10 protein-coding genes are annotated in these 22,927 nt (G+C 55.7%); 3 read left to right on the plus strand and 7 right to left on the minus strand.

Annotated elements, in window-relative coordinates; genetic code table 11:
- Positions 1-7: 7 nt before the first annotated feature.
- From ACK3R5_RS17010 to ACK3R5_RS17035, 6 genes are all read right to left on the minus strand, one after another.
- Positions 8-2,284, minus strand: a complete 2,277-nt coding sequence (locus tag ACK3R5_RS17010; RefSeq protein WP_411968692.1) for an MBL fold metallo-hydrolase — start codon at positions 2,282-2,284, stop codon at positions 8-10.
- Positions 2,281-3,819 carry a vWA domain-containing protein gene (locus ACK3R5_RS17015; protein ID WP_411968693.1) on the minus strand — a complete coding sequence of 513 codons (1,539 nt, stop codon included), beginning with the start codon at positions 3,817-3,819 and terminating at the stop codon, positions 2,281-2,283. Before ACK3R5_RS17015 ends, ACK3R5_RS17010 begins: the two co-directional genes overlap by 4 nt.
- Positions 3,820-4,593: 774 nt before the next feature.
- Positions 4,594-6,285, minus strand: a complete 1,692-nt coding sequence (locus ACK3R5_RS17020) for a DUF4143 domain-containing protein (protein WP_411968694.1) — start codon at positions 6,283-6,285, stop codon at positions 4,594-4,596.
- Between the two features lie 149 nt (positions 6,286-6,434).
- Positions 6,435-10,163: a UvrD-helicase domain-containing protein gene (locus ACK3R5_RS17025; protein ID WP_411968695.1), complete on the minus strand. Its 3,729-nt coding sequence runs from the start codon at positions 10,161-10,163 to the stop codon at positions 6,435-6,437.
- Positions 10,164-10,165: 2 nt separating this feature from the next.
- Entirely contained in the window at positions 10,166-13,477 is a 3,312-nt protein-coding gene (locus ACK3R5_RS17030) for a PD-(D/E)XK nuclease family protein (RefSeq protein WP_411968696.1), read from the minus strand.
- A complete protein-coding gene (locus tag ACK3R5_RS17035) occupies positions 13,477-16,704 on the minus strand; it encodes a DEAD/DEAH box helicase (RefSeq protein WP_411968697.1) in 3,228 nt (1,075 codons plus the stop codon). Before ACK3R5_RS17035 ends, ACK3R5_RS17030 begins: the two co-directional genes overlap by 1 nt.
- A 281-nt stretch (positions 16,705-16,985) precedes the next feature.
- On the opposite strand from ACK3R5_RS17035, the gene ACK3R5_RS17040 reads away from it, so the two are divergent.
- Positions 16,986-18,209: a hypothetical protein gene (locus tag ACK3R5_RS17040; protein WP_411968698.1), complete on the plus strand. Its 1,224-nt coding sequence runs from the start codon at positions 16,986-16,988 to the stop codon at positions 18,207-18,209.
- A gap of 51 nt (positions 18,210-18,260) precedes the next feature.
- Here ACK3R5_RS17040 and ACK3R5_RS17045 read toward each other — a convergent pair whose 3' ends face one another.
- Complete coding sequence (locus tag ACK3R5_RS17045; protein WP_411968699.1) at positions 18,261-20,339, minus strand: hypothetical protein; 2,079 nt, start codon at positions 20,337-20,339, stop codon at positions 18,261-18,263.
- A gap of 162 nt (positions 20,340-20,501) precedes the next feature.
- Between ACK3R5_RS17045 and ACK3R5_RS17050 the strand changes: the two genes are divergently transcribed.
- Both ACK3R5_RS17050 and ACK3R5_RS17055 read left to right on the plus strand, forming a co-directional pair.
- Positions 20,502-21,710, plus strand: a complete 1,209-nt coding sequence (locus ACK3R5_RS17050; protein ID WP_411968700.1) for a PD-(D/E)XK nuclease family protein — start codon at positions 20,502-20,504, stop codon at positions 21,708-21,710.
- Between the two features lie 438 nt (positions 21,711-22,148).
- Positions 22,149-22,877, plus strand: a complete 729-nt coding sequence (locus tag ACK3R5_RS17055; RefSeq protein ID WP_411968701.1) for an MBL fold metallo-hydrolase — start codon at positions 22,149-22,151, stop codon at positions 22,875-22,877.
- Positions 22,878-22,927: the final 50 nt, after the last annotated feature.

Genomic DNA, 22,927 nt, shown 5'->3' on the forward strand with positions numbered 1-22,927 from the left:
TCGGTGGCTAGTTCTCTTCGTCACTGAGTGCCCAGAGAATCGCCGCGTCGGCGAAGTCTCCGCGAGTATCGAAGCCGTACCTGTCGTTGGCGACCGCCGCTTCGATCAGCCGCTCGTCGACCTGGTGGTCAGAAAGCGAGACCTCGGACCCAGTAGTCGCACCGAGAAGGTCTGTGAGTGCCGTCCGAACGAATGACGACAGTGAGTCGTGCCCATCGTCTTCGACGACGCTTTCGAGTGCCTGCGTTAACCGAGTACCTGCCGTCACGTCGAATTCGAGACTCCCAACAGTCTCTTCTGGTGGTTCCCCCGTCCGGAGCAGTGCTTCGAGGTACGCCTGAATAGATTCGGTGACGAAGGCATCGATGGAACCCGCACCAACCTCTCGTTCCACCAGCGCGAGGAGGAGTGGGTCAACCTCGAGACTGAATTGTGCAGATTCAGCACCATGTATCCGTTCGTCAGAACTCTTCTCGTCGACTGTGTCGGTTGTCACTTGTGTGTCCTCCGTGGGAATTGTGTCGTCATCGCGAGTCGTAGCAGGTTCCTCAATGTCTGGGGCCTCGGCCTCATTGGTCGACGCCGTATCGCCCTCTGTGGTTTTGCTCTTCTGGTCGTGACCTTCCGGCTGGGAATCCTCTTGATGAGTCTCCGTGTCGGGAATCTGTGCGGCCTCTTGGGCACTAAGTCCATTCCACGCTCGCGCCGAGACGAGACCCTTCGGTGTGATGGATTCTGTCGAAACCGTATCCCGTTGTTCGACGTCTGCACCGACGGTCTTGAACAGTTTTTGTTCGGATCGATTCGTCTGATCGGGTGTCTCTGATTCATCAGTCATTTGCTTGGATGTCGTATTCTGGGTTGGCTTGTGGTCGTCTCTGTGACCAAGGTGCAACCGTTCGCGAAGCTGCTCGATATCGATACCTTCCTCTTCGAGATCGATCGTCTCGGACCGGTCGAGTGACACGAGCGGGAGATCTCCAATTTCCTGTCCGGCCAGAAACCCGAGGTCCATCGGACGGTCAGGAACTCGAGCAAACTGAGAGTGCATCCATGGTGGAGTCAGCCATCGGCCGTCATCGAAGAGAGTCAGTTCCTCGTCAGAACCATCGGACCAGACGCATGCTTTCCAGTCGTTGTATCGACCACCTGCACCACCGTGTTCGTGGGTAGTTACGACCTCGACGGGATCGGTTTCGTCGACGACACTGTCGAGAACGTCTCTCGAAGGGTGTGCAGTGGCGGCAAAGTCGAACGTTGCACACGGTCCACCACCGGATATTGGGGACTTCCCAGACGAGACAAACTGGACGAGACACGCGTTCGGGTCGTCCGAGAGCGCGTCGTAGAGTCGTCCGGAACTTCCCTCAGTGGGGACATCTGGCCCAGCGATGGTGATGGCACCACCATCGAGGCACTCGGTCGTGTGTTCGAACTCCGGAATGGTGCGGACACTTTCGAACTCGTATTCGAGGTCCTCGTAGAGCTTTGCCGCCTGTCCAGCGATACGTATTGGAAGGTCGAGGTCTAATTCGGTGGACGCACTGGCGAGGAGTGTCGCAAGGTGTACAGCATCGAGTCCCCCGGCGGTGACGAGTACGCTTGCACCACCGTGTGCCCGTTCCAACGCCGTTGCGATTCCAGCGGTCAACTCGTCGCTAGACGACTCTGCCGTCGCGACGGTGAGGAATAGTGCTTCCACGTCTGGAGCGACGTCAGGGTCGAAGCCCGGGTACCCTCCTGCAGACTCACAGGTGAAGTCACCGGTGAAGAGGATGTCGTGGGTCCCGTCGTCGTCACGGAACCGAATCACGAAACCAACAGCACCTGGTGCGTGGCCCGAAGGAACTGGATGGACGCGGACGCCTGGTGCGACGTCTGTCCACGTATCGACCGGTTTCACGGCCTCACAGACACGACCTGTATCGGTTACGAACCCACGGTCTGCAGCGGAGGTGAGTACCGTCTCGAGTATCTCGGCTGTCGACGGAGACGAAAGTATTGGGGCGTCGCCACGAACCACGTTCTCGAGTGACTGGTAATGGTCGGCGTGGGCGTGTGTGAGACAGACTGCATCGAGTGAATCATCCGGACGGAGGTATGGGTCGAGTTCTACCCCTTCTCCCGCGTCGACGAGGATACACGATGCCTGCTCTCGGTTGTCGTACTCAAACCGGAGGAGAACCGATTCGTTACCAGCCTCGACGTTGACGTGGTGGTACGAGACACGGGAGACGGCGTGTTCAGTAGCGACATCGGTATCATCTACGAGGTCAGCACTCATCGCGGCCGCCTCTCCTCTTCGGCGTGTACCAATAGGCTGTCGAGCACTTCGACTTCGCGAGAGAGTGTCTCGTCGTCGATTTCTGCGGACTCGGAGACGATGTGTGCGCGAAGGTCGCGGAACACCGCAGCGTAGGACTTGGAGATTCGTATTGGTACCGAGCCACGTTCGTGTTCGTTCCGAGACCTTCGCGTACCGACCCAGTCGTCGACCGCCCCTGTTTGGTCAGCAGCTGACTCAGACCGTGCCCACGACGCCCATTCACGGAGGACCCGTCCGTATCGACTCAGGACTACTGCCTTCCGGATTCCAGAGCCGTCGAAGTGTTTCCCGTTCGGGATGTCGACGGCGACACGGGTCCCCCGTGTGACACCGTCTCCTTCGTCCCACGAGAGGTCGAGTTCGACGTTCGAATCTTCGCTATTGGTTTGGTGCAATCGCACGAGGATGACGCCTCCACGAGATTCACCATCGGTCGTCGGTGAAGGGAAGAGGGTAGTGACGTCCAGCACCCTGCCGTCCTCGATATCCGCGTTCGGAACACCGTAGACGCCGTCGACTTCGTATCCCTCGGTATCGACCGACAACGAGAGGTCGAAGACGAGCGGTGAGACCATGTAGTCGAACTCATCACCCAGTCGACGTTCGAACTCGGCAGCGGAGTGAACGAAGTAATGGTTCGCCCCACGGACTGCAGAGAGGCCGTTCGCCAACTCGGCGTTTTCGTCGAGCCCCATGCCAACGAACGTGGTGTGTATTCCCTCGGTCGCTGCGTCAGCAACCAGGTCGACAAGTTGGTTCGATTGCGTCGTACCCGTGTTGGGCATCGCATCGGTCATGAAGACGATACGCTGTTCACGATCAGGTTCCATCTCAGCGAGCATCTTGCGGGCCGCCTCGAAACCCTCGCCCATGTTCGTTCCACCACCCGCACGAACATCGCGAATGTGACTTCGGATGGCGTCCATGTCGGTCGACTGGACGTCTCGAAGTGGCTTCGCGACGTGGGCACGACTGTCGAATAGCACGACGCCTAGCTGGTCGTCGGGAGCGAGTTGCTTCGTGAGTGCACACAGCGACGCCGCTGCGGCCTCCATCTTGGTGTCGTTACTCTTCTCGTCGGCTTCGACTTCTCGGCGAGTCCCTGTAGAGTCGTAGTAGTACTCGTCGAACGGTGACGACATCGAACCTGAGGTGTCGAGGACAGCGACGACGTCGAGTGGCGGCCGTTCGAACTCAGCGGAACTGAGCGACGAGTCGAGTCCGACCGAGAGGTACATCTCTCGTTCCCCAGTCACTGGGTTCCGTGCAGATGCACGTTCGAAGGTCGGTGTGAACAGGGCATCTCCCGTGTGCTCAGATTCAGTTGTCGGGAACCGGTAGTCGTAGAACAACCCTTCGTACGCGAGGGCGTCAGGTTGGGGAACGTAGCCCTCGTGGATGTTCTCACGGAAGTTCGTGGCGTCGCGAGAACCACCGACCGCGAGTCCGAGTGACTCGTTGGCTGGTGCAGCACACGCATTCATCTCCAGCATGGGTTCGCCACCGTGTTTTCGTGTGAGGCCGTAGTCTGAAACGTCGGACCCACAGTCGACGCACACATACCGACCGCTCGGAATCGTTCTGCTCTGTCGTTCCCTCGGTATCCAATCGTCGGTCTTCTCGTTCGAATCCTGAGCTGCTCGGTGAATCTCGTCACACACGACGAAGTGGTCGCCGACGTTCAGTGAGGTGACTGCGGTCGCAAGGCCTTCTGTGTCGTCGACTACACCCCGCTGTCGGAGGACGCCGCCACAGTCCGGACACGAGGAGTCGTGGCGCGGCAAGGCCGTTGGTGAGGTTGCTACTTTCCCCGTAACCGTGTACTGGGCTCCTGTCACGAGGTCAAACCGCTCTTCGAAGTCACAGGGAGTGAGCACCACGTCTACGAGCGTGTCCTCGTCAATTCGGATCGAGATCCGGCATGCAACTACGCTAGCTTTCCGTGTTGTGTGCTGTGTCACGAACTCGCCAGTAAGAGTGACCCTCGTTCCCTCCGAGATCTGTTCGCCCGCCACCGCCTCGTCCCACGTGTATTCCCCTCCAGCTGTGACATCCAAAGTTTCCGACTTCCGATTGTCCCTAATCCCCATATTGCACTTGTCAATTGTTTATCCAAGAATATAAATCTGTCTTCAACTACAATCTGATGTTCCTATATTTGATTTTGGCTCTTGCATTAGTCTAAAGTGAGAGATCCCGTAGCTGAACGACTCGAACCGTCATACGCGCGAAAATAACAGCAAAAAGGTCGCTAGAAGTCGTCGTTCTTAGGCGAGTAACAGGAACAGCCAGTACGGGAGGTAACAAACCTTCGTACCGCTGTGGTCGACGACTAACGAGGACGACTGCTCCACCTCCCGGGGGAGCGCGTCGGTTACGACAAACCGATACGGTGCTTCGTAGTTTAACTTTCGAAGCTCCTCTCCAGACTCGTCGAAGTGAGCACCTGTCGACGGATCGAACTCGAGGGCGGTCGATAGGGTACCGTCAGCGAACGGTTGATACGAGAGAACGAACGGGAGCACGAGGCCATCACCGTGGAGGACGTAGTCTACTGTTCCACTCTCTGTCTCAGCGTACTCGACCGATAACCGTTGGTCACTCTCTCCGGGGAGTGACCATGCGAGTCGCTTCGCGTGGTCGAATCCAACCGTCCGGGCGAGAGCATGTTCGAACTCGGCGTTCAGTACGCCAGCATCTGTGTACGTTTCGAACCCATGGTGCTCTCTGCGCTGAGAGAGGAGCACGACGTGTCGGGGGTCGCGGAGATACAGTCGAGTCCGTCGATATCGCTGCAGTGCGAAGTCGTGTGACTGGCCGACAGCCAACCCACCTTCGAGGGTTGAGAGGTACGAATCAACAGTCCGTCTATCGACGCCGAGTTGCTCGCTCAGCGTCGTATATTTGAGTTCTTCTCCGGCTTTACTCGCAGCGAGCGAACCCAATCGGTGCAGGTTCTCGGGACGTTGGACACTGTGGTACCGTGCAAGTTCCTTGTAGAGATACAAGAGAAAATGCGACTTGACGAGGTCATTCCGAACAGTATCTCCCTCCACTGAGTGGAACGACCCACCTCGTCGAAGATACGCCCTCGCAGCCTCGTGAAGGGTATCGTGGTCGACGGTGTCGAGTTCGTCGAAAAAGAGCGTAGAGAGTGCATCCACCATCCCTGCAATGTTCCTACTGCTCAGTTCCTCTTTGCGCGCACGATGAATGAGCCCATCTACCTGATGATGCTCGAGTGTCTCCGCCAACTTCCGTGCGTGCTCGTCGTCGAAGTCGACGACATGACCCTGTTTGACGGCGTCGATAAACTTCGTGGGCAACATGGGGAACGATCCAGACACCTGGTCAACCGAGTCTTTCCACGAGTCCGTGTCGACGTCTACCTGGGGGCTGACGATACCGGTGAAGAAGAGGTAAGTTCTGTCGTCGACGAGTTCCTGCAGTCGATCTGGGCCGTCGTCTTCACCAAATGAGAGCGCCCCGATATCGTCTAAGATGACGAACTTTGTTCCACGTCGTGGGGCAACGTGGGAGTCGAAGTAATCGACAACACTCTGGAGTCGGTTGAACGCGACCTCTGGTGGTTCGAGGTGGTAAAGCGACTCCTCCAGTGGGATATAGAGGATTTGCCGAGGTGCGACAGACCCAACCAGTGAGCGCTCGCGGTCTCCAGGAGCGTAAGACACGGCACCGTCGTCGATGAGCGCGGCGACGAGTTGTCGGAGCATCGTGGATTTTCCGATACCTGTCTGTCCATACATTGCGTGGACCAGACTGCCGACACCATCGTCGTGTGCGGTCTCGAGACTGTCGAGTAACCGATGGAGATCTGATCGTTCTTTCCACTCTGAGACGGATCGGAGCTCCTCGAGTCCACCAGTGCCGCTCCACCACGGATTGTGGTACTCGGCATCGGCGATGAAGTCTTCCGCCGTCGTCGAGGAATCAATCATAGTCACAGTCCAGCGTGCTATGATATTAAGTATTGCACACTCATATGCTCTTAATCATATTTTTGCGCTATTCGGACACAATAATCTGTTTCAAATGGTGAGACCAGAAAGCGTAACCAGATTCGGTAACGGCAGTCATTCCCCAGAATTCAGTCCCACAAGATGCCCAGTCGCGCTTCTATGACAGACCTGATCCGATTGTCGAGCGACGTTTGTAGTTCCGAGAGTGAATTCGGTCCTTCACCAGCAGTGAACGACTGCTCGTGGACAGCATCGAGCTCGCTGAAATACAACTGCGTTTCTACAGGGCGGTCGGGGTCGAACTCGTGCGCCATGAGAGCGTACGCATCGAGTTGTGGACCGTACTGGGTTGCCCTGTTCTCAACCGATTGTTCGGTCACACGTCCCGTCTTGTAGTCGACGATGGTCAAGGTCCCGTCGACGACGAGACAGTCGATGAGACCCGAGATGGTTCCGTGAGCAAGGTCCACCGATGCTGGGAACTCTCGGTAGATCGACCCATCATCTCCTGAGACGTCGTCGACGTGGGCGATACAACGTCGCGCATGATGTGCCACACGTTTCCTGTCTTCTGCTGTGATCTCGTGGTCGTACTCCTGTGTACGGAGTGCGTCGTCGATTATCTCGTCCCACCGATCTTCTGGAAGGCGAAGTTCTGCGATCCGGTGGACTGCCTCCCCAAACGGCATCCCTGAGAGGGTATCACGAGTCGGTTCGTCGTCGAACTCATCTCTTTCCCGCCACTCTTCGGACTCTTCGGACCCCGCCTCGTCGTCCGGCCGCCGGTAGTAAACCGTCCGGTCTCGTTCGTCGTAGGCCAACTCCCCGTTAGGTTTCTCTTTGAGTATATCTGCTACCTGAAACGGCGAGAGACGGTACGTGAGTGGTTCCTCTGATGGAGTGTCGATGTCGAGTGCGGTGGGTGCATCCGCTACTGCGTCTGTTCTTTCAGCAACGTTCTGCGGTGGGCGAGGGAGTGAGACACGGAACGTCGGGGGATCCTGTTCGCTGTCGAGGGGGTCACGTGCCAGTCGGCCTTCGAACGTCCCTTCGTCCCCAAGAGTTGCGAGGAGGTCGTCGTGACCAAGGAGCGGTTGCTGAACGAAGTCTCGCCAACTCTTCGGGTCCTCGGGGTCTGCCTCGTCCAACTGCCCATCTGAACCTCCGTGAGTACCGGCGAGGATAAGGTGGTCTCGTGCGCGTGTACACGCGACGTACAAGGTTCGCTTCTCCTCTGCCACGAGTCGCTGTCGCCGCAATCGTCGAATCCCCTGTTTCGCTACCGTGTCGATGCTCTCGAAGGGATCCTCCGGGTCGGGAACCGACAAGCCGAGTGCGGGTCTGTCGTCAATTCGTTCGAATTCGGTGCCACCTGCGACGGGTGCTGAGGTGTTGAAGGCGTCACTGATTCCGGGAACGACGACGACCGGGTACTCTTCACCTTTGGCCGCGTGGACCGTGAGGACGCTTACCCCGTCTGCGCCGTCCGGAATCGATGCTTCGGGGTCGTGTGTCGATAGCTCTTGACGTTCTTCGAGACGCTCGACGATTTCCCCAACGCTCTGTGCACTTCCGACACCTTCTCTGAGCAACTCACGGAACCGCTCGATGTTCGCTGCCGCTTGGCTGGGTCGGTTGTCTGCAGAGATCGACGAGAGGTATCCTGTCGCATCGAGTGCAGCGTCGAGTGCTTCTGTCCACGAGTCTACCTGCGGACCAGCAGCGTCGTCGGTCGAACCAACCAAGTGGCGAAGGTCTTCGATGAGTTCGCGTGCCTTCGCGAACTCACCTGTCGTGACGCTTTCGAGGGACTGCCAGATGTCACCGCCGACAGACCCGGGTGCGAGTTCGTCGTCTGTGAACCCGAACATCGGAGAGCGAAGTAATCCATACAACGCGATATCGTCTTCAGGGTCAGCGAGGACCCGAAAGAGGTTGAGAAGTGTTCGAACTTCTGGGGTGTCGAAGTAACCTTCGCCGTTGACGACAGTGTAGGGAATACCCGTCTCGTCGAACGCGCGTTTGAACGCGCCGAGGTGGGTCCGTTTTCGGATGATGACCGCCACGTCGTCGTAGCTCGCCAGTCTGTCGTGCGGTGGCTCTACTCCATCGTCCGGATCTGGCTCGTACACTTTCGTCTCACCTTCCACGAGGTGTGTGATTCGCGAGGCAACCGCCCGAGCCTCGTTCCACCGTCGTTCGTCTCCACTATCCTCTCGGAAGGGGTGTTCTTCCGGTAAGAGGTCGACAGCGAGTTCGTCGTCTGGAACGAGAAGATACTCGACGACTGGGTCGACGTCTCCGTCGTGATCTCGATTGGGTGCGAGAGCCTGTGGTTCTGCTTCGAAGTCGGCGTCGGGGCCGCGTTGGAACACCTCGTCGAAGAGGGCGTTCGTAAATCGAAGGACAGGGTCGAGCGATCGGAAGTTGCCCTGAAGCTCGTACCGACCTTCGGTAGACGTCTCGTCGGTATGATTAGCCTCGGTGAGACTCCGTCGTGCCGATTCAAACACGGAAACGTCTGCGTTTCTGAACCGGTAGATGGACTGCTTTTCGTCACCGACGACGAAGACGTTCCGTCCACCATACGGAGTCTCGTCTGCGAGGGTCGTGAGTGACTGAACGATGTCCCACTGACTGGGGTCTGTATCCTGAACTTCGTCGATCATGACGTAGTCGAACTGTTCTCGCAGTGAGATCCGGACGTCCTCGACCCCAGCCTCTTCGTCGAGAAGCCTGCTCGTCCGTTCGACTAACCCCGCGTAGTCGGTTGCATTCCGTTCTCGAAGTCGTGAACGGTACTCTTGAGCTACCTCGTTCAACAACCGGGCGAGGGCGAAGACGTACTGCGCTGTCTCACGGTCGACGCTCGTATCGATGTCGGCCTCGGTGAGTTCCGGAACACCGAGCGCCCGCAGTATCGACTCCACGAGTTCTCCGACGCGCTCCTGTCCCACGTCGTCGCCGTTCCAATCTCCGTTCGTCGGAGTGTAGTTTGCTCGAAGGCCACCGCCAGACGTGGTGAGGGTATCGCAGACGTCGAGCACACGTTCGTACGCTTCGTCGTCTGCGAGCCCCTCCAGTTCGTCGAATAGGTCGCGGAGCGTGACTGCATATCTCGTTCGCTTTCCACTCGGTGACGACGAGAGGTTGCCAAGGAGTTCTCGAAGCTCCGAAACGTCTTTTCGAAGGCCCTCGTCGTTGAGTCGGGAGACGAGTTCGTGAACTGGAAACGGATGAAGAACGCCCTCGACGTACTCAACGTACTCATCAGTCGTTCGCTCAGGCGCACTCCAGTATGAGGCCCACTGTTCAGATATGGGACGCTTCTGTAGTAGGTCGAGCAGTGCCTCGCGAAGAGTGTACTCGGAGAAAGCCGGTAGTGCTTGTTCGACAGCCGGTGACCGGTCCGAGAGGATGTCGTCGACGACGTCACTCCGCAGACGCGTCGCCTCCACGTCGTCGAGCGTGTCGAACCCAGGGTCCAGGCCCTCGACGTCGGTCGCATGTTCAGAGAGAACGCGCTGGCAGAACGCGTGAAGTGTGTGGATATACGCGTCTTCGAGTCCGATGAGAACCTCCCGCCATCGTTCGTAATCAGTTGCTGAATCCGCTTCCGCGAGTCGAGTGAGGACTCGTTCTCGAACTTTCGCGGTGAGTTCACGCGCTGCACGCCGCGTGAACGTCGTCACGAGGATATTCTCCGGGAGGAGCTCCTCGTTCTGTTCGAGGAGTTCGAGATACCGAAACGACAACGTCGTCGTCTTTCCAGTCCCCGCGCCCGCGGTCAGTGGGTAGTTCTCGTCGATAGTCTGTACCGCCTGCTTCTGTTGGTCTGTGAGGTTGTCTCGTTCCATCGTTACTCGTCACTCTCCACAGCCGGTTCCCACTCGACACCCTGCGCCATCGGTGGAACGTAGGCATCCCGTTCATCCGATTCGAGGTTCGATACGAGGTCGCGCCGTCTGTGATGTCGAACGTCGCAGGCGTCTCGGAACGCACACGACGAGCACCCAGCGGCGTCTTCTTTGTTGGGTGTCGGATGAAAGAGGCCCGACTCGATACCGTCTACGACCTGTGAAAGCCGATCGGGAACGACCTCGTCGAGCAACTCGCGGAATCCATCTCTCGTCTCTATCGCCGGTGTTCGTCCACGGACAGTCGGTTTACCCCCGTGTCCGTACCATGCAGCAACGTCGTCGAAGGTCACCTGTCCCGAGTTGGATGATACGTCGCCCGGCTTGCGAAGTCTGTAGTACGTACCACCAACTACTTCGACGTCTTCCGTTTGTTCGAGTAGCTTCGCGTACACGGGAAGTTGGAATTTGATGCCATCCAGTGTGTCTCGTTCCGACGGTGTTTTCCCAGTCTTGTAGTCCCTGACGACAGCGAGGCCACCATCACTTCGGTCCTGGCGGTCGAGGTACCCGAACATATCGACGGAACCAACTGAGCCAGACAAGCGCTGTTCGAATCGATACGGTGCAACCGTGACAGGGCCATCGCGAAGGTCTCCGTCTGGGTCGACGTGGAACCGGACCTCTTCGTCGAGGAATCGTACGAAGATGCCAGATGCTTCCGCCTCTATTACGGGGAGCGTGTAGTACGGGTTCGAGCTATCTGTCCCCAGTCCTGCGAGGTGTCGATACCGCCACTCTTCGTCGAGTGCTTCTCGTTCTGTCTCGTCTGCTGCACGGAGCCTCGATAGTGCAGCTTCGAGAAGTTCTTCTTCGAGCTCGGATCGAGAGAACGATCCCAGGGGTACTGGACGTCCTTCCTGTTCAGCGAGGCGCTCATAAAACGCCTCGAGTACATCGTGGACAATCGTTCCCCGGACCATCGGAACAGTCGTCTCGTCGTCGTCGTCCAGTTCGAGAACTCGCCGGGCGTAGTACTTGAACGGACATGCTGCATAGTCCTCAGCCGCAGTGGGTGAGAGTGGTTTGGGTTCGAGCGAGAGGACTGCTGCCGTCGCTTCGGAAAGCCACCCATTACGATCGTCGAGTTGTGATCGGTCGCGAGAGGCCGCAGTCCGAACACCGTTCCGACTGCAAGGAGATTGTGGCCGAGCGAGCGCGTCGTTCGCACCCGGTGCCATCTCGAATACCCCACCGGACTCTGCAGTCTCGATCGCGTCCGCAGCAGCGAGTCTGCCACCTGATACACCAACGAGACCAAACGCACGGTGAAGGTCTCCTCGGGAACCCACCACGTCTCGGTGTGAGACAGTCGAGTCGAACAGGTTCTCGAACTCGTCTCTGACTGTCGCCTTCGTGTCGGTCACACGTCGAAGCTCCGCGAGAATGGATGCGTCGACATATTTCGTGCCATCGAGTTGTTTCGACGGACGTGAGAACACGATCGAGGCCGACGAACCGAGTAACCCAGCGATGCGGTACTCGGCACGCCGAGCGTGGTCTGCCTCCTCGAAATCTTCGTGTGCGTCTGTGACGCGCTGATAGAGTGCTAACCGACCGTTTCCGCCGGGGAAGTGAGAAGCGGTGAGGCCAACGACGAAGACGTAGTCGTACGCTCTCGACCCGACCGAACCCGCGTCGATGATGTCAACGCGGTCGTCCCATCCCCGAGGTGTATCCGTCACAGATGCTCCAGACAGTGCATGTCGTGCACGTTCGAGCACGCCGCCACGATCGGCAGCGGTTCGGTCGACTGCATCGAGGACACGGCGAACACCACTTCGGACCACGCGTTGTGACCCGGTCGTCTCACGGTTTTCGACGGTCTCGTCGATACCGAGGTCCGAGATAAACGCTCGAAATTCAGTAAGCGGTGCGTCCGAAATCTGAATTGTGGACGCCTGCGCCCGAACGTTTGAAACGAACTGCTCCACTTCGTCACTGGACTGCGAGATCTCGTTGTCGAAGTCGTCGGATTCGACGGCTTCGGTAATCACATCGTGGATTTCTCGGCGTGTCTGTCCAGACGGCCACCACTCGCCGAATGTAACGACTGGATTGTCGACAAGCTTCGCGAGTGCGTCGGGATCGTCGTCCATTACGAGATCGAGTGCCGCGATGAGTGCTGTTCCAGTCGCGGTCTCGTCGACATCGTACTGCTTGTTCGCAGCGTAGCGGATCCGGCGACTCTCGAACTCGGCAGCGAGTGCCGGCACGTACGCCTGTGACGAGGTCGGAACGACGGCGATGTCGTCGAGTTCGACACCTTCTCCAACGAGCTGCTGGACCTGCCGACCAACGAAACGGACCTCTGCTTCCAGAGACGACGGGACCACGAAGTCAGCAGTTAGTTCCGTGTTGTCGATAGTTGGACCATCACGGCGGAAGAGTGATGCCGCGAGCTTTGCGTTCTCACGTGGACGGTCAGATCGTGGGAGGATCTGCTGTGCTTCGAACTCAAGGTCGTCGTTGAAGAACGACCATGCACGGTCGGCAGCGACGTCGACACCCACTGGTTCGTCGGTGTCCGTCAGTCGGACGACTGTTCCAGCGGTAGGCCACGTGTCTGCAATCGTCGCAACGACCCGCTCGGCAAGTACCGAGAACCGGTCGAATCCGGCGACAATGACGGCGTCGACGTGTTCGAAGACCGATGACGGGTCGATGCTTTCGACGTGCTGGTACCGTTCGGCCTGGAGAACAGTACCAGAGCCGTCTTTGATGTCGTCTCGTCCGCCGTAGAATTCCGCTGCGACACGACCGAGTTCGTCGGCAAGGTTCGGGAGACCTTCATCACGGAGTCGCTGTTGCAACGTGTCGACATCCAGTACACCGGCGAATTCGAGTAAGCTGAAGAGGTCTTCCAGTTCACCAGTCAAGCCTGTCGACGGGAGTCCGTCTCTGTCACTGTGGAGCGGTGACTCCTCGGGAAGCGATTCGACCGCTTGTTCCATCAAACGTTGTCGGGTTGGTTGATCGATCCGTGTCGACGGGCCACCAATCGCTGTCCGGTCGTAGCAGCGGTCGACGAAGTCGTCCAGACTCATCGCGACGAGCTCAGCGGGTCTGCCGACTTCTTGCCACTGCGTCTCTACGACCGTCTCTCTGTGGGGCTGGTTCGTGAGGTATAGAATACTCTCTGGGAGTCCGGACGAGTGCGTGTGTGCCCACTGAAACGCTGCGTCGTCGAGGGCTTCTGCATCGGGGCCGTGGAACAACACGGACTGGGAAGCTTGCTGAGTCACTTCGTTCATCACCACTTCTGAAGCTCCTGTTCGAGCGCGCTCGCCAGCGCGGCCTCGAGGTCGATGTCGTTCTCTCTCGCCAGCGCAGCAAAGTCTGCCGAAACCTCGGTGCTCACGGTTTCTGTCGTCCCCGGTTCGATGTCGAGTGCGGACCGTATCGCAGTCTCGACGAGTACGTCGGGTTCAGTGAACGGGCTGCTCTCATTCTCACAACTTGCCTGTACGAACGAGAGGATGTCATCTGAAAGCTCGACCGGTGTCGTCTGCTCACCAACTTCGACGTCACCGGCGAAGGCTGGCAGTTCTCCACTGAGCGAGCCGACGATGAGGTCGCGAGTCCACGACTCTATCGTCTGGTCTATGGACGATTTCGTGTCGGCGTCGAGACGACCGCGTGCAACTTCGACCAACGTTGTCGACACCCGAACCACGTTCGGTGCGCCCCCGTCGCCCGTGGTCTCAGTCGGATCATACACCCGATCAACGGCGAGGCGCCGCCCATCTGGGAGCGGGAGTTCGTAGAGTTCGCCATCTTCACGAGCGAAGAACAGTGGGTCATCTTCCGAGTAGTCCGTACCGATGGCAGCAGCGATTCCTTCGTCAACCATCGCTGCAGTGGATTTTGGCGGTGCGGGCCACTCTGCGCGGTATTTTGGCAGCGATCCTTTCTCACCGTCTTCACCATTCACAATCGCCTTGATGCGGCGGTACTCGTCGAGAGCCTCTTCGAGATGTTCGTGGAACTCGGACCCACTGTACTCCGAGGGCAGGTACACGACGTACGAGCCATTCTCACGATGGAACTCGTAATCGATTCCCAGCAGGTGCTCTGCGACACCCTTCGCGGCACGGTACCTGTCGAGTGCAAGGCGATATTGTTCGTACTTCTCGTCCCGTGTTGGGAAGAGGCCCTCGTTCTGTGATTCTTCACCATCGTCTTCACTTCCAGAGGTAGACGATCCGGTTTCGTCGTCAGAGTTCTTGGGTGGCCAGTGACGAGCAACAACCGGCTCAATCTGCTCTCCGTCGCTGGACTCGTCCGCTTGGACTGCAGCACGAAGTTCTCTGAGGGCGTCTGCAGCGGCGTCAGTATCGACGAGTTCTCCGATGTGACTGTCGGGCCGGTTCGAGAGCGTCTCTTCCCCTGCAACTTCTAGGGCAGAGACAGTCACCCCGACGTTTTCGGTTGCAATGGAGAACCCTGGAGCCTCTTTGAACGTCTCTCCAAGTGCAGAGAATTCGGCCGCTCTGCGGAGAAGTTGTTGACCGTCCTCGTGTGGGTCGATTGCGTGTTCGTGGACTGCAGTCGGGACGACGTGGTAGAATCGGGCCTCCTTGTCACCTTTTGGATTCCGGAGGACCCGACCGATCCGCTGAACGAGGGAAGCGTTCACACCACCGCTGGCGACGTTGACCGCGACTTCAGCATCGGGCATATTCACACCTGTTCCTAGTAGTTTGCCAGACCCGAGGAGGACGCCGCCAGCTGCGTCTTTGAATCGACCGATTTTCTCGGCGCGGTCGTCGTCGCCACTTTCGAGAGCGATGACGCTATCGCCGGAGAACCCTTCGTTCTCGACAAGTCGCGTCCGAAGCCGAGATGCGTCATCGTAGTTCTGGACGAGAACCACGGTTTTCTGCGCTGGTGCGTGTCGCTTGATGAGTTCAACGATTGCGTCGTCTTGTGGTGAGAGGTTCCAGCGAACTGGGCGGCGTGTAAACAGCGCAGTCGCAAGAAGGTCGAACTCTTCTGACTGCTCACGGAGGTTGTTTCCGACGCTCGACTGTGCAAAGGACTGCAAGTCTGCATATGATCCAACCTGTGTTGGAAGGTCGTCGGGGTCGACACCCAAGTTCTCTGCATCCAGTTCCCCAGTAAGCGAGTCGAGGTTTTTCCGAATGATTTGAGTCTGCTCTGCGAGTTTCGTTTCGTCTTCCTCGGTCGCTGCAGCGTAGTGAACTTCCCAGCTAAAGTCCGCGATGACACCATGGCTACGCGCCATCGGAATGGTAAACCGGTAACATCTATCGAGATGGTTGTTGAGGGCGTTCTCCGCGGCGTCGTCACCTTTCCACCCACCGTCCACGGATCCAGACATCGCCAAGATTGCGTCGCTCCCATCGACTAGTTCCTCGAAGACGTCACCCCAGCCACGTTCGTCACCTCGTTTCCGTCGTGAGTACTGGTGTGCCTCGTCCAAGATGACGAGATCATACCCGCGGAGTGATGGTGTGGTGAGGAGTGACTGTGCAGTCCTGAACTCGATGGTGCCCCATCCAAGTTCGATGTCTTTTCCTCCAGCTCCTTCGACGGGTACGGTCCTGTCTTTCGGGATATCGAGGTGTTCGTCTAACTCTTCGCGCCACTGTGACAGCAGGAGGTTGTTCCCGGCAACAACCAGAATTCGTGGGTCTGATCCCCCAGTTTCGTAGTCCTCTGCGATGGGCGCATCGACCGGATGGAGAGCACCGTATCTAGCAGCGATCGTCGCAAGACCGAGAACGGTCTTCCCCGTGGCCGTCGCCATGTTCACGTAGCCCTTCTGGTCACTCTCGAACCACTTACTGAGAGCCTGCTTCTGATGCTTCCACAGCGGGGTCGTCATCCTGGCTTCGTCTAGCCGAGAAAGCAGCCCGCTCGTCGTAGTCGACCGATCCGAAACTGTCCCAATGAGTGCATCTGCGTACGCTTCGACGCTCGGATCAGAGAACAGCTTCATCACGAGGTCAGACGCCGAACTCGAATCTCTGAGTTGCCGGAGTCCAGCACCGTCGTTCGCGTCGACGCGAACACTATCCTCGATAGCCTCGGTAGCTGCTTTTTCGACGAGTGCTTCCACCGCCCTATCGACGTCCATCTGACCATCACCGTGCTCTGAGAGCTCCTTTCGGAACTTGTTGAGGTGGAAGGCCAATTTCCCGACGGCTTCAGAATCGTATCGCCTCAGTGCTCGGTCGAGGTCAGAACCGGAACCACCGAGGTTTCTGAGTCCGTCGACGTAGAACCGCCCGGTCGCCTCCGAGAAGTTTACTTGGTCGATGACTCCCCCGATATCACCTGCGCCCGCGCCCCCACCAATTGCGACACCATAGAGGAGGTCTGTCGCTGCGCGGTCTATCTGTGCTGGCCACTGAGTTTCACTCAGCCCACGGCCATCAAGTCGCGATTCTTGGAATACTTCGTCGACCTGTTTGCTGTTGTTGCCGAACTGCTTCTCGAACGGATCAAATCCCATCTATGTGCCCCAACTGTCTCGTGTCTAGGACGAACTTCGAGTCGGATCAACCGGAACGCCCCAAGCCGGTTTATTTGTTAGTGTGCTCGACAGACGTACTGACAGATATATAAATCGTCTATACAGTCACATTTCCTGTCGAATGTCCATTCGGAGATAGATACATCACAATGAAGTAAATAGTTTTCTACCGTTTTCTAGATGCAGTATTAGGAATACTTTTACGGCCCTTGATCGTATCTCCACGATAACTAATGACAGACGTTCCGAGAGGGGATCGAATGAACCGTGTCGGCGAAGAACTAGAGGTATCTGGTGATTCTCTTCAAACCGCAGAGATGCTTGCTCGTCAAGCTTCGGTGGAAGGCATCACGTCTGGGCGTGGAAACGATACTGTCGCTGCAGCGGCACTCCTTCTCGCTGTCAAACAGTCTGGCGGGTGGTACACCGCCAAAGACATCGTGAATTCCTGGCGTGAGGTGGATGCATCGAGTGATCTCAACGAAGAGTTCAGCCTGAAGAGTGTTCTCCGAGCAGAGAAGGTACTTACAAAGGAGTTCAGTATCGAAAACACGCCTACGAAGCCTGAAGATCTCGTCGAACGATACGGTGCAGAATTGGGGACGCCAGATGAAATCGTAGAACAGACGAAACAGTTACTCTCAGACGTCCGTACAGAGGAACCCTCGGTCATAAACGGAGGTCGGTCCCCCGCTGGTATCGCCGCATCTGCGCTCTATCTAGTAGTCTATCTTAACGATCTCCGTCTGGAGTACACCCAAGGAGACATCGCAGAGGCCGTTGGTGTGACTGAAGTCACGATACGAAACACCTACCAAGACATCGCGAAGGCGCTCGGCGGGAAAGGAGCGCTTGCTCAATCTCGTAAGTACGCTGTGGGGTCAGAGGAGATGGGGGACGAGACAAACATTCAGGAGACCGAAAAAGAAGCCATCGTCGATAGCGGGCACACCGATGGAGTAGAGAAGGAAGTCAGTAACGCTGGCTCAACTACTCCAAAATCCAGTAGTGAACAGGCGAGAGAAGATTCGTCCACGGCCATAATCCAGTTACCTCGATCATTGGTAGATACAATCGGCGTGTTGATTGACCAGGGTGATTTGGATGCCACCACAAAAACAGCCTTCGTGGAGGATTGTGTGAGAGATGTTGTGACGGAACACCTCAGGTCGGATAAGCAGTCACTTTCACCTGTCGAGAAGCCATCGTCCGGGGAACCAGTCTCAATTACTATCGATTCGATGCTGGTGGACATGATTGATGCCCTCACTGGTCAGTACGAATCATTCGAGAGTAGGTCTGAGCTCGTAGAGTCTGTACTTATAGACCGTGTGGGATCGGCTGCAGAACCGATGACTGTCTCAGTCACTTTTCCGTCAGATGTCAGTTTGGAGTTGAAGAAACGTCTACAGAGTGAAGACGTGTACAATGACGAGTCCGAGCTTGTTCGCGAACTCGTTATTGAGTCGGTCCAAAGCAGATAGTCATACGAGTTCGACCTGCCAGAAAACGCGCTGAATTTTGGACTGGAAATTTCAATCCTCCAAACGTCTCAAGTAGTTTTTGACCGGTGGCGAGAGCAACAGCATCTCATCTGTAGTCCTTTTCAATTGATCCTTGATTAACCAGTGTGGCCTTTCTCTTCCAGAAAGTGATTCCAAGTTTGCCAAGTATTCAACTGCATCAGTTAACAGATTTTTAGCCTGACTTCGAATGGCAGTGGCTTCTGACCGGTCACCCACTTGATCAGCCTCTTGTAATCGTTGTGTAGTTTCAATAATCAACCTGTATGAATTGAGTTCATCGCAGGTAGTTCTACGAATAGATTCGGCGAGACTGCCATTTTCTTCCACAGATTCTATTCTGATTTCTAACACCTCCAGCGCCTCTTCTATGCTCTTGTCAGTGAGTGTGAATTCCGTCAAAGCAAGGATTTCATGGAGGACCGCGTCTAACCAGTTTGTTGGTTCATCATCGAGGTTTGTCATCTCAACAGTCGCTGTGAATATTGAAATCGCTTCAGTATATTCTCCAGCTCGTAGCTTCGAATCTCCCTGTTTAATGCCATCACCAAATGTCTGCGGGATTTTAGGTAGATCAAATTTCTCAAACTCTGCCTCAACATACCCATCTTCGAATTTTTTTGGACGAGCTTCTACACTCATTCCAGGCACGTACCGTACACCGGGCACAAGTACGGGAACATTATATTTATGAAGAACAACACTACCTTGGACCCAGTCCTCGATTGGGGACGTAATTGTGGTGTCTCCTGTGAACAGGTTTTGGTCCTGGAAAGCACGAGCAGATACGCTCACTGAGTCAGTATTCACGGTTGCAACAGGCAGTTTGAGTTTTGCCAAGCTTTGGCCAGGGAATTCAGGAACGAAAACTGGAATACCGGGGTATTTCTCGGTCATTTCACCCTCGATATCGATGTCCTCATCTACAGAGGGTCGGGCATTGTCATCTAGTGCTTGAACTGTACCAATGGCATATTTTTCATATAATTCTGTGACTGCCACTTGGATTTCTTCAGGGGTCACCTCAGTCTCCCGAGGGACAACTAAAAGTTCGCCGTCGCAGGTTCCGACGAGGAAATTTTGACCAAACTTGCTGACTTCTAAATTTACTTGGTCTCCGACAGACAGTCCACTTGCGTCACGTGGTCGATGAGGGATTGCAGTAGCTACGTTCCCATAACAGTCCTCAATAGTCACGTGAATCCGATCTCCGGTGGTAACGAGTTCGCTATCGATGATTATTGTCCACTCACCGTAATAAGCGATACCTAGTCCATGGCCAGCGGCGTAGACATGAACCTCCATTTCGGCATCAGAGATGTCTTTGTGGTACTGACGGCGTTGAATATTTAGTATTCTGTTGAGACCGGTCAACCCTGTTAACTCCTCAAGTTTCCCAATATATTCACGAGCATCCGAACGGTACCCATCACTCCAGAGTTGAGGAGTCAAACACATCGTCCAAACGCCTCGATACTCTATACAAACTGTCCATTCACCAACTACTGACTTTGGGAGACGGCCCAGGTTCACCTCTCTTTGTTCTGTCGTCGAGACAATCGCATTCCTATTGTTACTAATTCTATCAATCTTGCCTATGTAGAATGGCTCGGGGAGAAGTATTCGCCCGTCAGATGCGTATCGAACGCTACGTGATTGAGGTTCGAGACGCGGGCGCGGGATGTCAGTATCATCCTCTGATCCGGGAAGGTCGGTTAGTTCGTTTTCCAAACCCTCTCTGAGTCCGCCAATATAGGATGGGTGTGATTCGACATACGATCGTAATTGGCTCAATTGTTTTTTTGATAGGGTTGATGTGGTGTAGTAGCTTGGACTAGGTTGGTTTTCCAAATCGACATCGTCCTGAGAACCGGATTCAAAATAGAGATCACCGAGCAGTCGAAGTGGTCGACAAATTTGCGGTGGTATAGTAACTTCGTCTCCTGGTTGAGAAACCTTGTATCCAAGGTTCTCTAGAAACGAAACTGCTCGTGGTGAGACCTGATACGTGCTCGGTCGATTATGTCTTGGATGAGGTTTCCAGCGGACTATAATCCCCTCAGCAGTTGTTTTATTGCGAAGAGTTGGCATGAAATTCAAAAATCATGCTAATGTATTTATCTTACCGATTAGTTAGATAGATCTGACACTCTGGTTTTGGGGGTTATAGAAATCCAGTAAATTCGAAATGGTCAGGAGCTAATGTCAAACAGAGTAAGGACTTATCAGAAAGATCACTAAATAGTAAACTAGATGCCATCTCAATCTGAGCCTGTTTCCGAGAAAGTAAGTGAATTTCAGTCCTACATTCGTCCTGCTGAGGAACCGCATCGAACAATCCCCGAGATTATGGGCCGAGAAACAAGGGAGCGTACTTGGCACGATTTACTGGCGTACTTCCTTCGGCCAACGAACGGGCATGGATTAGGAACAGACCCGCTGGCAGCGTTTCTCAAGACAGTTAAAGCGACTACCTCGATCGACTCACTAGAAGGTGACCTCGAAACTGTCCGTGTCGATACGGAGGTTCAAACTGGTGACGAAGATCGTGTGGATATCTTTCTAACCCAAGAAGAACAGTGGTTTCTATGTCTCGAGCTCAAGGTACATTCCTCCGAGCACGTGGGACAGACGGATGCGTACGTCGAAACTGAGTACATTGGGACACGCTCGAAAGCAGACTATCCGACGGACTCTCACCACTACCTCTACTTGACCATAGACGACACGGATACTCCTACCGCGACAGAATTCGAGCAACTCACTTGGGACAGGTTACTCAACGCGTGGGAGACACTGCTTCCAGAGTATATGGACTCTGGCCGGTACCCTAACCGTGGCGTTGCACAGTTCGCCGAGTTTCTCGCTCTCGTTCGCACCGAAGTGGGTGATCCGTTAGAGGGGTTGGAAACCTACTACACCGATGTGCAAGCTGCCAAGCGAGCCCACGAGGAACTAGCTCGTGCGTTAGCTGACGGGTTGAAAACTGGCGTTCGACAACTGTCATCTGAACGACAGGCACTTCGTATCCGTACTAAAAGTGGTCGGTTTCCACAGTTTACTGAGGGAAAGTACAATCGTATCGAAATCGACAAACCACCTTGGCAGGCTGGACGACCGAAGCCCACAGTTTGTATTGAACTGAACTTTCACCTCCGACCACATCTCGGCCCTGGCGAAGTCCAACACCGTCCGTCAGTTGCAGTTAATTTGGACATTCGCGGTGGGTCAAACCTAAAGCAGGACTTGAGATCCGCTTTCAATAATCGTGTGGACAAATCCGAGTACCGGCCTATGGGATTTGGCGAACCTCATACTAATACTAAATGGCACTTTCTGACGACCGAGGTCGTTCTCGACGAAGTTGACGATCCTACTGAAGCCGTCCTCGAGAAGTTCAAAATTTTGTATGGCTTCGAAACAGAAATTGACGAGATTGCTACTACAGTACCTGAACCCTAACTCTACCACCGATAGTAGTCGATACTCTCCGAAGAATCAAACTCTTTGAGCGCACCGAGTGCCGACGCACCTTGTGAATGTTTACGGACGATAAGAACTGCTGAACCGTCGGTTTCGGGGGTGAATCAAACAGGGTAGGCCATTTGCCTTTGAGCTTGATTTCTTTGGAACGGTGAGCCGAACCACAGCCTCGGAGGATGGAAGTGTTGCGTGCTTCTCAGCGACGATCTCGAGCTTGAGTCAAATCTGGTGGTGAGTCATCTGCATCCTGACTTCGTTTCTCCGGAAACAGTGGGGTCTCAAGTTCGAATAGCAGCGGATATCCGAGAAAACCTTAGCATACATCGCGTCCCAAATCTGGTAATCACACACCCAGACACGCCTCAACCGCGCATCCGAAGTAACGCTCAACCCGATGCAACACGGAAAGACGACTACATGTCGACGAACTCCAGCATCCGCCTCATCCGACACGCCACGCTCCTCGTGACTATCGAGGATACCACATTCCTCGTTGACCCGATGTTGTCGGCTCCCGGTGTCAACCCACCCATACAGGATACGCCGAACCAACGCGACAATCCACTCGTGCCGTTGCCAGACATCGAGTTGGCGTACGATGCTGTCGTGGTCACACACCGCCACACTGACCATTTCGACGAAGCTGCGAAAGCGGAGCTCGATCCCGACGTGCCGTTGTTTTGTCAACCTGCCGAGAAGGAGGCGTTCGTCGAAGATGGCTTCACGGATGTCCGTCCAATCGAGGATAAAACGATGTTCAACGGCATCACCATCCATCGGACGTCTGGCCGGCATGGACATGGTGAACTCGCCAAGCAGATGGCACCCGTTTCGGGGTTCGTCTTCGAGGCTGACGAGACACTCTACGTTGTAGGAGACACGATCTGGTACGACGCGGTCGAAGAGACACTCGAGCGGTTCGATCCCGACATCGTCGTCCTCAACGCCGGAGAAGCACGATTCAATCACGGCAAACCGATTACGATGGGTGTGTCAGACGTCGCTGCCGTCCAGGCGGCAACCGACGCCCAAATTATCGCCGTCCATATGGAAACGATCAATCACTGTCTACTCACGCGTGACGAGTTGCGAGCGAACACAGAGAACGTCCACATCCCTGCGGACGGCGAACTAATCTCGCTGTAGAACGGCCCACGGACCGACCTGTGTTCGTACTCGAATGGTGCTCTCATTCA

Origin of the sequence: Haloferax sp. YSSS75, from assembly GCF_046764215.1 — an archaeon.
GTDB lineage: Archaea > Halobacteriota > Halobacteria > Halobacteriales > Haloferacaceae > Haloferax.